General features: G+C 56.2%; 8 protein-coding genes. 4 read left to right on the forward strand and 4 right to left on the reverse strand.

All coding sequences use genetic code 11. From position 1 onward, the window contains the following. Positions 1-84: 84 nt before the first annotated feature. Together ACP158_RS02785 and ACP158_RS02790 are read right to left on the reverse strand one after the other, a co-directional pair. A complete protein-coding gene (locus ACP158_RS02785; RefSeq protein ID WP_424947463.1) occupies positions 85-1,227 on the reverse strand; it encodes an AAA family ATPase in 1,143 nt (380 codons plus the stop codon). A 210-nt stretch (positions 1,228-1,437) separates the two neighbouring features. After that, complete coding sequence (locus ACP158_RS02790; protein WP_424947464.1) at positions 1,438-2,049, reverse strand: NYN domain-containing protein; 612 nt, start codon at positions 2,047-2,049, stop codon at positions 1,438-1,440. 248 nt (positions 2,050-2,297) lie between these two features. Here ACP158_RS02790 and ACP158_RS02795 point away from each other — a divergent pair, with 248 nt between their 5' ends. Further along, positions 2,298-2,504: a hypothetical protein gene (locus ACP158_RS02795; protein WP_424947465.1), complete on the forward strand. Its 207-nt coding sequence runs from the start codon at positions 2,298-2,300 to the stop codon at positions 2,502-2,504. 336 nt (positions 2,505-2,840) lie between these two features. On the opposite strand, the gene ACP158_RS02800 is transcribed toward ACP158_RS02795, so the two are convergent. Then, positions 2,841-3,101 carry a hypothetical protein gene (locus tag ACP158_RS02800; protein ID WP_424947466.1) on the reverse strand — a complete coding sequence of 87 codons (261 nt, stop codon included), beginning with the start codon at positions 3,099-3,101 and terminating at the stop codon, positions 2,841-2,843. A 117-nt stretch (positions 3,102-3,218) separates the two neighbouring features. Continuing rightward, positions 3,219-4,394, reverse strand: a complete 1,176-nt coding sequence (locus ACP158_RS02805) for an AAA family ATPase (protein WP_424947467.1) — start codon at positions 4,392-4,394, stop codon at positions 3,219-3,221. A 259-nt stretch (positions 4,395-4,653) separates the two neighbouring features. On the opposite strand from ACP158_RS02805, the gene ACP158_RS02810 reads away from it, so the two are divergent. From ACP158_RS02810 to ACP158_RS02820, 3 genes are all read left to right on the forward strand, one after another. After that, positions 4,654-4,854: a hypothetical protein gene (locus tag ACP158_RS02810; RefSeq protein ID WP_424947468.1), complete on the forward strand. Its 201-nt coding sequence runs from the start codon at positions 4,654-4,656 to the stop codon at positions 4,852-4,854. Further along, positions 4,851-14,903 (forward strand): PKD domain-containing protein, encoded by a 10,053-nt coding sequence (locus tag ACP158_RS02815; RefSeq protein ID WP_424947469.1) that lies wholly within the window; start codon positions 4,851-4,853, stop codon positions 14,901-14,903. The genes ACP158_RS02810 and ACP158_RS02815 overlap by 4 nt, the downstream gene beginning before the upstream one ends. Before the next feature lie 98 nt (positions 14,904-15,001). Further along, positions 15,002-15,214 carry a hypothetical protein gene (locus tag ACP158_RS02820; RefSeq protein ID WP_424947470.1) on the forward strand — a complete coding sequence of 71 codons (213 nt, stop codon included), beginning with the start codon at positions 15,002-15,004 and terminating at the stop codon, positions 15,212-15,214. The last annotated feature ends 62 nt before the right edge of the window (positions 15,215-15,276 follow it).

Raw genomic sequence — 15,276 nt, forward strand, 5'->3', positions numbered from 1 at the left:
GATGGTAAGTAAAACACTGTTTTGTGGGGGATGCAAGTGGTTTTTAGCACAATTTTACTTGTTTTTGTTATGTAATGATAGCGGCTAACGTTGCCGGTCCAAGACATATCTCATCAAACTGGGGATGCCAGCCTCGTATAAATTCGTATCCGGCGGATTCCAAATAAATTCATGGCGAATAAACGTTTGCAGATGCTCATTAACTGACTGTGTAGCCAGTGAATCGTCAGGTAAATTATCTGCAATGATCTCTTTGAGATAATCCCTTGTGGTTGTTTCCGTGTCTTGGAATACTGCCGCAATAGCAACAGCCGCCGGCAGCAATCCAATATCGCTTAATGTTTTTCTGCGTTGCTCATAAAAGTTTAACCGACGGTTCCCAACCTTTGTTTCTGCTTCGGTAATTTCTTGAGAAGTCAGTTTTTGCAGGTCTTTTTCCTTTGCCAGATCCCAGAGAGCCGCGCCCCAAAGTTGAATAAAGTAAGGATAGTGCTGGCTGTCTTCAACGACCTGCGCAAGGGTGTTGTCGTCTATTTCTATGCCGTGTTCATTTAACGGCTTTACGATGGCATCCGCAGTGGCTTGCGCATCTAATCGTGCAATGCCAATTACATTGGAACGCTCAACAAAACTTGCGTTCACCGTGGACAAGAAATGTCTCAGGCCAGGGGTGCCGGCGAGAACTAGTAAAAATGGTGCTTCATTGCGTACAGCCTGGCTCAGGTTTAACAAACCATTGCACAAGCCCGCATCCATAGTATGTGCTTCATCCAGCAGACACACCAAAGGACTTTTTTTACATTGATGAATCAATTTATCCAATAGTTCTTTCGGGGAGGTAGAGTTTTCAGTCCAAGCACCATATAGAAATCCTTTAACCCCAACTTCCTTTTTATTCGGAAACTTTTTTTGCAGCCAATTTTTAGATATTAGAAAATCCCACATTTCTGCCGGAGATGTTAGTTGATCGGGAGTCACTCGGCTTACCCGTATAGAATTGTTCTTTGCACCGCCCTTTTCGACTTCATCTTCGAGCCAATTCAGCAACACGGTTTTGCCCATCCCCCGGGGCCCATACATAACTGTCTCGGCGGCAGGCGACCTTCCGGCAGATATTTCTGCCAATATTTTTCTAAGCCGACCCTGCTCGCTTTCCCGACCTGCCAGATAAGGCGGGGATTCCCCGCTACCCGGATTAAACGGATTAAAATCACCAATCTGTGTCATAACCAATGCCTCATTCGCTATTTAATAGGTTATCAGAACAACCAACTAACTCTTGCAGTGTATACTCTTTTTATGGAATTTCGGCGATTTTTTGCGCGTATCATCCCGGATACGCGCAAAATGCGGCGCGCAATGTTTTTTATAATCAATGAAAAAAAACTTTTATCATTCTCGCGGCAGGCGGAAAAAATCGCCGGGCGTTAGCTCTTGTTATTTATAACAGCCGTGAAACCAATCGGATGAGGGGATTTTGATGAAAGAATCAACCGCATTGCTCAGACGACCTCCTTGCGATGCGCTGACCGCAAATACCTTTTTATTCCAGCGTCTCGCCTCTTCAACCGCAGGAACAAAATCACCGTCCGCCGAAAGCAGGTAGGCGACATCGTATTCATCGCGCTGTGCCATACTCACCAAATCAACAGCGATGCGAACATCCACTTGTTTTTCGGTATAGGTGAAAATTTTTTCGCGAGTTAGTTGGGTTAATTCCTGGCGGATGTCATCGGGGATGCGCGTGCCATCCCGTTCAATGATTTGATTTATTTTTGTAGCCAGAGGATTATTCTTGGACGATACCGGAATTTTTTCGATTCGCCCGAGAGAAATATGTACTTGCTGTGTGTGCAGATTTTTCAGACGTGCTTTTTGCTGGTGTATAAGTGTAATGTTGCTAAGAATTTCACCGATGTAGTATCTGATTCCGGTCAACTCCCGGCTATCCATAAGGAGTTTTCTCGCTACTTTCCGATAGTCCAAAGCGTAACTGTCAACACTAATTTGTTTGAGACTGTGATACCAATTGTTGCCATCAATAAACACTACTGCTTGGGGGGCGTTGGTGTTACAGACGGCATCAGGGAAACAATTTATAAATAAAAAAAAACCCTCCGGGGCGCCATCGCTGGCGAAATCCCGGAGGGGGTTAGGGTGTATGCATGCGATTATCTGGATAAATGCCAGATATGTCAAGACCTTAATAGTGCCAATTATTCAGAATGCGAGCGGCAATTTCATTACCAACCGCCCGGTGTCAAGCCGTCAGTTGGCCTCGGCGTCGTCTTTGCAGAATGATAACCAACGCCAGCAATCCGAACGCCGGCAGGGATGTCATTGTCCAATTCGCCCCCAACTCGTCATTGCCCGGCTTGTTCCGGGCAATCCAGTTATTAAACCGTTCGGCAAAGCCGAACTCATTATTATCGCGGCGAGGCCGCCGCCATTTGCGCGGCTACGCCGCGTCTGGATTCCCGCCTACGGCGAGAATGACGAATTGACGGGATAATGGTGAACCGAGAGGATAAAGGCGCGTTGAGACGCCAAAAGTAACCGAGAAATAAGGAGTCACGCTGCGCGTGACAAATATTCCACTGGATTGCCCGGAACAAGCCGGGCAATGACGGCAGGGAGGGCGCCGGACTCATTACCCGCGGCGTTAGCCGCTGTCCTTAAATGGCGGTGAAGCCGCCGCCCGCGGCTTCGCCGCGTCTGGATTCCCGCCTGCGGCGAGAATGACGGCAGGGATATCATTGTCCAATTCGCCCCCAACTCGTCATTGCCCGGCTTGTTCCGGGCAATCCAGTTATTAAACTCAGCGGCGTTAGCCGCTGTCCTTAAATGGCGGTGAAGCCGCCGCCATTTGCGCGGCTTCGCCGCGTCTGGATTCCCGCCTGCGGCGAGAATGACAGGTTGGGGAGACAACGGTAAATCGGGCGGGGATAATTTCTTTGAGATGCCAAAGTAACCGAGAAATAAGGGGTCACGCTGCGCGTGACAAATATTCCACTGGATTGCCCGGCCAATAATAATATGGGCCGGGCAATGACGGCAGGGAGGGCGCCGGACTCATTGCCAGCGGCGTTAGCCGCTATCATTACCGTTCGGCGTAGCCGCGATAATAATGAGTTCGGCTACGCCGAACGGTTTAATAACTGGATTGCCCGGCCAATAATAATATGGGCCGGGCAATGACTGGATGAGAATGTTAGTCGCTAGGCGCGAGATGCCGGCGATACTTTTTGCACATGCTCGCGTTGCCGGTCCAGGACATATTTCATCAAACTCGGGATGCCGGCCTCGAATAATATTGAATCTGGTGGATTCCAAATAAATTCATGGCGAATAAGCGTTTGCAGATGTTCATTAACTGACTGTGTAGTATGTGAATCGACAGGTAAATTATCTGCAATAACATCTATGAGCGTATCCATTGTGGTTGTTTCCGCGTCTTGGAATAGTGCCGCAATAGCAACAGCCGCCGGCAGCAACCCAAGATCGCTTAATGTTTTTCTGCGTTTTTCATAAAAGTTTAACCGGCGGTTCTCAACCTTTGTTTCTGCTTCGGTAATTTCTTGAGCAGTCAGTTTTTGCAGGTCTTTTTGCTTTGCCAGATCCCAGAGAGCCGCGCCCCAAAGTTGAATAAAGTAAGGATAGTGCTGGCTGTCTTCAACGACCTGTGCGAGTGTGGTGTCGTCTATTTCTATGCCATGTTCATTTAGCGGCTTTACAATGGCATCTGCTGTGGCCTGTGCATCCAAACGGCCAATGCCGATCACATCGGAACGCTCAACAAAACTGGCGTTCACCGTGGTCAGGAAATGTGATAAGCCGGGAGTGCCGGCGAGAACCAGCAAAAAGGGTGCTTTTTTTCTTACCTTTTGGCTTACGTTTAACAAAACACGGCATAGACCGGCGTCCATGGTATGTGCTTCATCCATTAAAAACACCAGTGGTCGTTTTTTACATTCTTTGATCAAAGTATTCACTAGCGCCGGACTTGCCGCTGCGTTTGACTTCCAACCAACAGAAAATATTAAGAATTTTGTCCCCCAGTGAATAGGTTTTAATAATTTTTTCCAATTCATAGGTAACAGGCAATTCCACATGTGTATTGGTTTTTTTAATTCATCCGGAGTCGCCCAACTGGTGCGTATAGGATTATGTTCCGCACCACCTCTTTGGGCTTCAATTTCCAACCAGTTTAATAGCACGGTTTTGCCCATACCACGTGGCCCATACATGATTATTTCTGTGCCAGGCGACCTTCCGGCAGACATTCTTGCCAATCTCTGTTTGAATTGGTCCTTTTCATTTTCCCGACCGGCCAGATAAGGCGGGGATTCTCCCGGACCCGGGTTAAATGGATTAAAATCACCAATCTGTGTCATAACCAACGCCTCATTCGCTATTTAATACTCAATCAGAACAACCAACTAATCTTTGCATAGTATACTCTTTTTTATGGAATTTCGGCGATTTTTCACGCGCAGCCGAACCCCTTACCGAGCCCCTTTTATCACCAATTCACCCGCCAATTAATTTGACTTTCCTGTGGCATTTCTGATATACAATGCCCCGAATGCAGGTTACACTCCGCGGGTGCGGGTTGCTTGAACCAAGTTCATTTATATTAGGAGGCAAAACATCATGAACAAAATAACCATCAACATACACAAAACAATCACCAACCTCCGTTTTTGCCTCGGCGCTGCTGGCAACGATGAGCGTCGCCCCCTCGGCGCTGCTGGCAGCGATGAGCGTCGCCCCCTCGGCGCTACTGGCAACGATGAGCATCGCCCCCCCCCCCCCCCCCCCCCCCCCCACGCAATAGAGAGGCAAGTGCTATGAATAAAACAATCACTCCATTCGTTTTCGCCGCGGCGTTGCTGGCAGCGATGCTGGCGTCAACCGGCATCGCCCATGCGCAAGCGGTAACTTACGCACCTGGCCAGACGGCAATCCGGGCAGACTCTTTTAGTATTCGCACTTCTGGAACCCAGACATCGGTAAACTTTTTCCCCCTCAAGACAGGAACATACACGGTTGTGGCGGGCGGACAGACCAAAAATGTAACGGTTACGGCAGATGACGCGGGTGACGAAGCAAGTATCGTATTTACTTTGGGGGATGCTGTTGGCGATGCCGTCTTGTCATTTGGCGGCGACGAGGTGGCAAGGGCATCGCTTGGCGAGCCGGCAATCGAGGCAGGCTCTTTTAATATTGTCACTTCTGGAACCCAGACATTGGTAGGCTTTACCCCCCTCAAGACAGGAATATACACGGTTGTGGCGGACGGACAGACCAAAACTTTAACTGTTGCGTCAGATGAACTGGGTGACGACCTAGGTATCTTATTTATGTTTGGGAATGCTGTTGCTGGCGATGCCGTCTTGTCATTTGGCGGCGTCGAGGTGGCAAGGGCACCGCTTGGCGGGCCGGCAATCGAGGCAGGCTCTTTTGAGATTACCTACTCTGCTGATAGACGAACTGCAATTGTAGTTTGGACCCCCCTCAAGGCAGGAACATACACGGTTACGCTGGCCGGACGGACCAAAACTAGAATTGCTACGTCAAGTGAACTGGGTAACCCAGTAAATGTCGAATTTGGTTTTGGGGGTGCTGCTATTGGTGGTACTGCCGTCTTATCATTTGGCGGCTCCGAGGTGGAAAGGCAGAAGGTAGGGACACCCCGCCCGACCATCTCCCTGCGTGGTCCGTTCGTGGGTAACCCTGCTGACCGCATCACCAGTACTGGAGTGATAGATTTTGTTATATCGGATGATTTGGATGGCGGCCGGCAGCCGGTCATAGACTACTGGGAAATATCCATCAATGGCGGTACTAATTACGATTTTACAAAGGTAATCACGCCCTTCCGCCCCCCCAATGTTGCCTTCACCCTGCCCGACGGCAGATATACCGACGATCAGATTCGAGTGCGCCAGAGCATAGATCAACTTCTTTCCCCACATGCCGGTCTTGCCGCATTTATCTTTGATTCCACGCCGCCAGACATCACCCTGAACGGTGCCGCCAGGATTGTCCTGAATGTGGGCGAGACCTACACCGACCAGGGCGCCACCGTCACCGATAAACTGGATGACAACGTGCCGACGCCCACCGCGTCAGACACTGTGGACACCACCACCACCGGCACCTACACGGTTACCTACAGTGCGACCGACCACGCCGGTAATGTTGGCACGGCTACCCGCGAAGTCGTCGTGCGAGGTCAAGCGGCAAACCGGAATCCGCTGGCAAATGCCGGGCTCGATCAAGGTGTGGATACCGGCGCGGAAGTGACCCTGAACGGCGCCGTGAGCAGCGACCCCGATACCGGCGATACGCTGAGTTACGCCTGGACGCATACCTTGACCGATGGCAACCCGCCCACCACGGCAATCACTTTGACCGACACCGTCCGCCCGACCTTCACCGCGCCGGCTACGGCGGCTACTTTGACCTTTTCCCTGATCGTTACCGATGATGACGATGCCGCCAGCCCCGCCGACACGGTAACCATCACCGTAACCGTGCCCAACCAGAGGCCGGTTGCCAATGCCGGGCCCGATCAACCTAATGCGGTTGTCAACCGGGAAGTAACCCTGAGCGGCTCCGGCGACGACCCCGATGGCGATAACAGTGCGCTGATTTATTTCTGGGGTCAGGCCAGCGGCCCGGATGTCGACTTGAGCAATGACGGCGTTGCTCGCCCGACCTTCACGCCTGCCAAGGCCGGGATTTATGTCTTCGACTTGACCGTCATCGATGACGGCGGTGTCGTGCGGGGAACCACCGACATGGTAATCATCACCGTGAGTGCGGCGACTACCGACACCACCGCGCCGGTGCTTACCTTCGACCGGTTTGAACACACTGGTGGTGAAGTCGTGGCCACTACGACCTTTTTGAATGAGGGTGACACCCTCACCGCGTTCGTGAACTCCGACGAAGCGCTTGCCGCCACGTCGCTTGCCGATGCTGCCTTTTTTGACTTTGACGGATCAGTACGCCCTGTGCAAGATCTGCAGCCGGTAGCCGGCGTCGCCAACCAATATATGGCGACCTATACCATCACAACTGCTGATGACGATGCCGGGCCACAATTTAATGTTCGCGGTGTCACGGACACTGCCGACCCCGTGAACCCGGCACCTAATTTCAGACATTCTCTCGGAACAGTGACTATCGACACCAGCGTGCCGGTCATCACCCTGGAGGGCGATTCACCCGTAGCCGTTGACCACGGCGGCACTTACACCGATGATGGTGTGAGTGAAGTGGGGCGTGAGGAAACTCTGGAGACGACTATTGCCGGGCCTGGCGGTGCGACCGCACTGGACACCGACACCGCCGGCGACTACATCTACACCTACATCGCCACCGACCGCGCCGGCAATGTCTCCAACACGCTGACCCGCACCGTGACCGTGGCCCCGGCACCCGGAGCCAACACCGCGCCGACTTCCGATGCGGGACCCGATCAACCTGATGAGGTTGTCGGCAGTCCAGTAACCCTGGACGGCAGCGGCAGCAGCGACAGCGAAACCGCCACGGATGATCTGATGTATTTCTGGTCGCAGGCAGAGGGCCCGGATGTCGACTTGAGCAATGAGCGCGTTGTTAGCCCGACCTTCACGCCTCCCAGGGCCGGGACTTATATCTTCAACTTGACCGTCACCGATACTGGCAATCCCCCGATGCCTACCACCGACAAGGTAATCATCACCGTGAGTGCGGCGACCAACACCGCGCCGACTTCCGATGCGGGACCCGATCAACCTGATGAGGTTGTCGGCAGTCCAGTAACCCTGGACGGCAACGGCAGCAGGGACAGCGAAACCGCCACGGATGATCTGATGTATTTCTGGTCGCAGGCAGAGGGCCCGGATGTCGACTTGAGCAATGACCGCGCTGTTAGCACGACCTTCACGCCTCCCAGGGCAGGGACTTATATCTTCAACTTGACCGTCACCGATACTGGCACTCCCTCGATGCTTGCCACCGACAAGGTAACCGTCACCGTGAGCGCGGTGCCGGTCACAGACACCACCCCGCCGATGATTACCTTCGACCGGTTTGAACACACTGGTGGTGAAGTCGTGGGCACAACGACCTTTTTGAATGTTGGTGACACCCTCACCGCGTTCGTGAACTCCGACGAAGCGCTTGCCGCCACGTCGCTTGCCGATGCTGCCTTTTTTGACTTTGACGGATCAGTACGCCCTGTGCAAGATCTGCAGCCGGTAGCCGGCGTCGCCAACCAATATATGGCGACCTATACCATCACAACTGCTGATGACGATGCCGGGCCACAATTTAATGTTCGCGGTGTCACGGACACTGCCGACCCCGTGAACCCGGCACCTAATTTCAGACATTCTCTCGGAACAGTGACTATCGACACCAGCGTGCCGGTCATCACCCTGGAGGGCGATTCACCCGTAGCCGTTGCCCACGGCGGCGATTACACCGATATGGGCGTGAGTGGAGTGAGGGGGGGGGAGACTCTGGCAACGGTCATTACCGGGCCTGACGGTGCGACCGCACTGGACACCGACACCGCCGGCGACTACCTCTACACCTACACCGCCACCGACCGCGCCGGCAATGTCTCCAACACGCTGACCCGCGCCGTCACCGTTGGCGAAGCGCCGCCGGTGGTGACTCCACCGGCAACGCCGATAATGGTTGACGAGAATACGGCAGCAGTGCACACCTTCATCGCGACCACGGCCGCGACTGACGGCAGAACCATTGCCAGTTTCGCCCTCGCCGGGGACGATGCGGGTGACTTCTCCATCACTAACGCTGGCGTCTTGACCTTCGACCCAACGCCGGACTTTGAAGCGCCGACCGATGCCAACACCGACAACGATTACGAAATCACCGTCACCGCCACCGACAGCGAGGGCTCGACCAGCGCAGCCGTTACGGTAACGGTGAGCGTTGCCAATGTGGATGAAGCCGGCACGGCAACCATCGCCGGCATCGCGCAGGTTGGCGTGGAATTGACCGCCAGCGCAACCGACCCGGATGGCGCGGTTACCGCCCCACAGTATGAATGGCGAAGCGCGGCAGGCGCGGTCAGTGCTCCCAGAGACATCGCGACCTACACGCCGGATGCCGATGATGTCGGCAGGACTCTGTGGGTCACCGTCATCTATTCCGACCCGGTATACGGTAACAAGCGCGTCACCAGCGCGCCGACCGCCGCCGTGCTTGCCGTGCCCGACACCACCGCGCCGATGGTTACCAACTTCCCCGCTCTGGGCGAATCCACGGTGGGTAATCAGGCAAGCGTGAAAATTGCCTTCGACGAGGCGGTTACCGGTTTGACGAGTGGCGATTTCACCGCTACTCGCGCCACAGTGAATAGCGTGACCCCGAACAGCGGCGCCAACACCACCTACCTCGTCACCTATACTCCGAGCATGGCGGGCGCGGTACGCCTGACTCTCACCGCCAATAGCGTGTCCGACGCCGCCGCCACCCCGAACATGGGTCCCGCCAGCCCGGTAACCGCAACCGGCACCGCAGAGGCAGCGGCAACCGAAGACACTACCAAACCACGCATCACTGCCCAAATGACCATTGCCGGGCTCACCACCGCCGAGTTTGATGCGGACAAGTTCCGCATGGGCATGGCGAGATTGTTGAACGTGCGTTCCGATGATGTGCATATCCTCAGCATCGCCGCCGCTAGCGTCATCGTGGAGTATGAAGTAGTCACCACCGCGGACCAACTCGTTGCATTGGCAGCGACCTTGTCCGGCGCCGGCGCGTCGCAGTTACGCACCGCCAGCGGTCAAACTCTCCCCGGCGGCGCGGCGGTGACCAACACCGCGCCGCAGACCAGCCAGCCGCCGGTTGCCAATGCTGGGCTTGATCAGCGAAATGTGGATACCGGCGCGATGGTGACCCTGGACGGCTCCGGCAGCACCGGCGATGAGCTGGAATATGCCTGGACACAGGACACAGGCGCGACTGTTACCTTGAGCAGTATCACTGTCGTCATGCCGACCTTCACCGCGCCGACTCTTGCCAATGACTTGGTGTTCACCCTGACCGTCACCGATAAGGATGGTGTTACCGCCACCGACACGGTGCGCATCTTCGTAACCGCGTCGACCGCGTTCCGCATCGCCCTGCATGAGGACACCGGCATTGACGGCGATGGCATCACCAGCAACGGCCTGGTGAATGTATCGAACCCCGGGGTCGGCTGGTCATACACCACCAATGGCGGCACTACTTCCATCGTCGGCACCGGCGCCACCAGTTTCACCCTGCCCGAAGGCGTGTATGACGCTAACGATGTGGTAGCCTCTCAGGTTGGAGAGGACGTCGAAACTGCCGAACTCGGTGCGGTTACCGTGGACAGCACTGTGCCGACGGTGGAGACCTTCGGCGCTATTGCCGCTGGCGTGATTGGCACGCCGCAGGAGCACGACATCACCTTCTCCGAAGCGTTGGACTTTGTTAGTGCCGACATCACCGCCGAAGGCGCCACGGTGAATCGGGTGACCAGCAACGATGGCATCACCCACACCATCAACTTCACCCCGACCGAGGCAGCCTTCAGCCTGACCCTTGCCATAAACAGCGTGATGGACCTGGCCGGCAACGAAGGACCTGCGGCAGAAGCGAGCGCGGACGGCGCCGCAAACCAGCCGCCGACTGCCGAAGCGGGGCCCCCGCAAACTGAGGTTGCCGGCATGGAAGTAACCCTTGCCGGCTCCGGCGACGACCCCGATGGTAATAACGATGATCTGACATACTCCTGGGCACTGACCGGCGGCACCGGTATCACCTTGAGCGATGCCAACAGCGCCGCCCCGACCTTCACGCCGACTGCGGCAGGGACATATACCTTCACCCTGACCGTCACCGATGCTGACACTCCCGAGGGAAGCGGCACCGACACGGTAATCATCACCGTGACCGCCAACACCGCGCCGGAAATCACGGCTGGCAATGCAACACCGAATTATGCCGAGAACGCCGACACCCCGGTGGAGACCTACACCGCGACCGATGCCGAGGGCAACGCCATCATCTGGTCAATCACTGGCGGCACGGATGCGGCATTGTTCTCGATTGCTCCTAATAGCGCTGCTCCTAATAAGGGCGAATTGACTTTCAACAATCCGCCGGACTTTGAAGACGATGCACACACCGAGACCTACGAGGTCACCATTACCGCCACGGAAACCAATGGCGTCCCAAGCAACCTGGCAAGCGCACCGCTGGCGGTAACGGTGACGGTTACCAATGTGGAGGAGCCGGGCGCCATCAGCGACATCAGCGGCACCGCGCAGGTAGGCGTGGAATTGACCGCCGGCACGGTAACCGACGAGGATTCGCCGGATGGTGTGGAAGTTGGCACCATCACCTATCAATGGCAAAGCGCGCCGGGCGACACCACCGACCACGCCATTGGCAGCGCCGCCTACGGTGCCATTGCCAGTGCCACCAATTCAACCTACACCCCGGCACCCGCCGATGAAGGCAGGCTTATTCGAGTCATCGCCACTTACACCGATGGTGAGGGTAGCGGTAAAGAAGTCACCAGCAACCCGACCGCCGCCGTGCAGGCCGCGACCCCGACCAAACCGGTTGTGGCTCCACCAACAACAACACCGATAGCATTTGCCGAGAATGGCGAGGGAGAAGTGCACCCCTTCACCGCGACCCCAACTGGCACCAGAACCATTGCCAGTTACGCCCTCGGCGGGGACGATGCGGATGACTTCACGCTTGATACCACCACTGGCGTCTTGACCTTCAGCACCCCCCCGAACTTTGAAGTGCCGACCGATGCCAACACCGACAACGTTTATGAAATCACCATCACCGCCACCGACAGCGAGAGCGAGGCAAGCGACGCGCTGGCGGTAACGGTAACGGTTGCCAATGCGGAAGATGCCGGCAGCGTCAGCGCCATCAGCGGCACCGCGCGGGTCGGCGAGACCCTGACTGCCGGCACCGTGGTAACCGACCAGGATAGCGCGGGCGCGATTAGCATCACCGGCTATCAATGGCGACGGTTGCCGTCCGGCGGCGGACCCGTAGACATCGGCACTGACCAAGTTACCTACGATGTGGTGGTTGCCGATCTCGGAGCCACCCTGCACGTGGTGGTCTCTTATACGGATGATTTTGGCGGCGACACCGACACCGCCACCAGCAACCCGACCGGTGCCGTGCAGGCCGCGACCCTGACCAAACCGACTGTTGTGGCACCAGCAACACCGATAGTATTTGCCGAAAATGCCACGGGCACTGTGGCGACTTTCACCGCGACCCCGACTGGTAGCAGGACCATTGCCAGTTACGCCCTCGGCGGAACCGGAGCGGATGAGAATCTCTTCGATCTTACCAGTGGCGGCGTCTTGACCTTCAGCACCCCGCCGGACTTTGAGGCAGCGACCGATGACGACACCGGCAACGATTATGAAATCACCATTACCGCCACCGATGACGCGAGCGAGACCAGCGACGCGCTGGCGGTAACGATAACGGTTACCAATGTGGATGAAGACGGTATGGCGTTCATTGACGGCACGGCTCAGGTAGGGCAGGTATTGATGGCCAGCGTAACCGACCCGGATGGCGAGGTTACTGGTGCACTGTATCAATGGCAAACCGCGGGCGTCTCGGTCAGCGGTGATCTCAGAGCCAGCACGACCTACACGCTGGTGGATGCTGATGAAGGTAACACCCTGCGCGTGGTGGTCTCTTATTCCGATGGTTTTGGCGGCAACACCGACATCGCCACCAGCGCGCTGACCGCCGCCGTGCAGGCCGCGGGCGTGACCAAACCGACTGTTGTGGCACCAGCAACACCGATAGTATTTGCCGAGAATGGCGAGGGAGAAGTGCACCCCTTCAGCGCGACCCCAACTGGCACCAGAACCATTGCCAGTTACGCCCTCGGCGGGGCCGATGCGGGTGCCTTCTCCATCACTAACGCTGGCGTCTTGACCTTCCTTGCCCCGCCGAACTATGAGATGCCGACCGATGCCGGCGGCGACAATGGGTATGACATCACCATCACCGCCACCGACAGCGCGGGCGAGACCAGCGACGAGATTGCGGTAACGGTGACGGTTGCCAATGCGGAAGATGCCGGCAGCGTCAGTGTCATCGGCGGCACCGCGCAGGTCGGCGAGACCCTGACTGCCGGCACCGTGGTAACCGATGAGGATAGCGCGGACACGATTGCCATCACCGGCCATCAATGGCAACGCGGGGATGCGGTGGGTGAAAACAATACCGACATAGGAGGCGAAACCGGCACTACCTATCTGGTGGTGGCTGCTGATGAAGGTAGCACCCTGCGCGTGGTGGTCTCTTATACCGATGATTTTAGCGGCAACACCGACACCGCCACCAGCGCATCGACCACAGAAGTGGTTGCCGCGGACGCGATCCCGGAGGAAGTCGTCGAAGTGATTTTGTCGGAAGTCGCGCGCGCAATAGCCGACCAGAACATCAGCGCCATCGCCGGGCGGGTGGAACGCACACGCACACAACAAAATAGCGGCAGCAGTTTCAACTTCGCCGGGCAACAAATGCCATTTAATGGGAATGGAGGCGAAAACGGCAATGACGACCAAACCATGTCCACCACCCTTGCCAGCCTGATGAACACCCACGCGTCGTCAATGGAAGATGGCACGCTGGATATGAAAACCCTGCTCGGCAACTCGGCGTTTGCGCTGCCGTTGAATAATCTTATCAATGGCGATGGCACCGGCACAGGCGGCATGACCTTCTGGGGCTCCGGCGACTACCGCAACTTCGGTGGCGAGGATGAAGATCTGGATTGGGACGGCGACATGTTCAGCATACACCTCGGTCTGGACGCGCGCATCACCGCCGAAGCGATTGGCGGCGTGGCGCTATCGTGGAACGAAGGCGAACTGGAAACCGACAACAGCACCAAAAAAACCTACGACATCAGCATGACCAGCATCAATCCCTACCTCGGCTGGAGCAATGCGCGCGGCGAAGTGTGGATGACCGCCGGCTACGGCGAAGGCGAACTGGATCAGGATGACGGCGCCAGCGACGACCTGTCCATGAGCACCTTTGCCATTGGCGGCAACGGCATCGTATTGCAACGCGGCGCCAACACCCTGCGATTGAAAGGCGAAGTCACGCAAAGCACGCTGGAAGTGGAAGAGAGCAATAGCAATAGCGGTAGCAGTTTTAGTGGACGGCAAGTGGATGTCAGCCGCGCGCGCGTGAGTTTGGAAGCCACCAACACCATCACGCAGAGCAACGGCGCGCGCACCGAACGAAGCATAGAAGTGGGCATACGCCATGACGGCGGCGATGGCATCACCGGCACCGGCGCCGAACTCGGCTTCGGCATATCCCTTGTCAATGCCAGCGGCTTTAGCGTGGAAGGCAAAGCCCGCGCGCTGCTCGGACACGATGGCAACGCCAATGAATGGGGTATCAGCGGCACCATCAAACAGACCGCCGGCGCCGATGGCCAAGGCTGGTCATTCGCCCTCAGCCCCGGTTACGGCGATGACGCCGGCGACATCCAACGTCTATGGGAAGAGGGCTTGCGCGATGCCGACGGCAATGCCACCAATGGCACCGACACCGCCGCAGATGCCACCCGCGATTACTCCGCACGACTGGACCTGCGGATCGGTTTCGGCATCTCCGCTGGCACCGCACCCTGGCTCGGCAGCGGCACCACCCCCGGCCTGCTAACGCCATATACCGCAATGACCCTAAGCAACGACAGCAACCGCTACCGCCTGGGAATCCAATGGAAACTCGGCAACCGCCTTGATTTGGACCTCGTCGGAGAACACCGTGATACCGATGCGGATGCCAATGCCATTCTGCTGAAAGGAGAGTTGAGGTTTTGAGTAAAGGTGGGGTGAGGTTTTAGGTAAAGTTTTAGGTAAAGGTGAGTTGAGGTTTTAAGGCGGCTACGCCGCAAATGATAGCGGCTTCCGACTTACCATTGCCCCCCCCAGTCCGTCATTGCCCGGCCCATATTATTATTGGCCGGGCAATCCAGTGGAAAATGAGTCACGCTACGCGTGACTCCTCATTCTCATTTACTTTAGCATCTCAAAAGGAATCATCGCCTTCCGATTCACCATTGTCCCCCCACCCCGTCATTGCCCGGCTTGTTCCGGGCAATCCAGTTAAATATCTGTCACGCTACGCGTGACTCCTTATTCTCGTTTACTTTGTCCTCTCAAAAGAAATCATCCCCACCCGGTTCACCATTGC

It is taken from the genome of Candidatus Spongiihabitans sp. (genome assembly GCF_965247905.1).
GTDB lineage: Bacteria > Pseudomonadota > Gammaproteobacteria > Arenicellales > Poriferihabitantaceae > Spongiihabitans.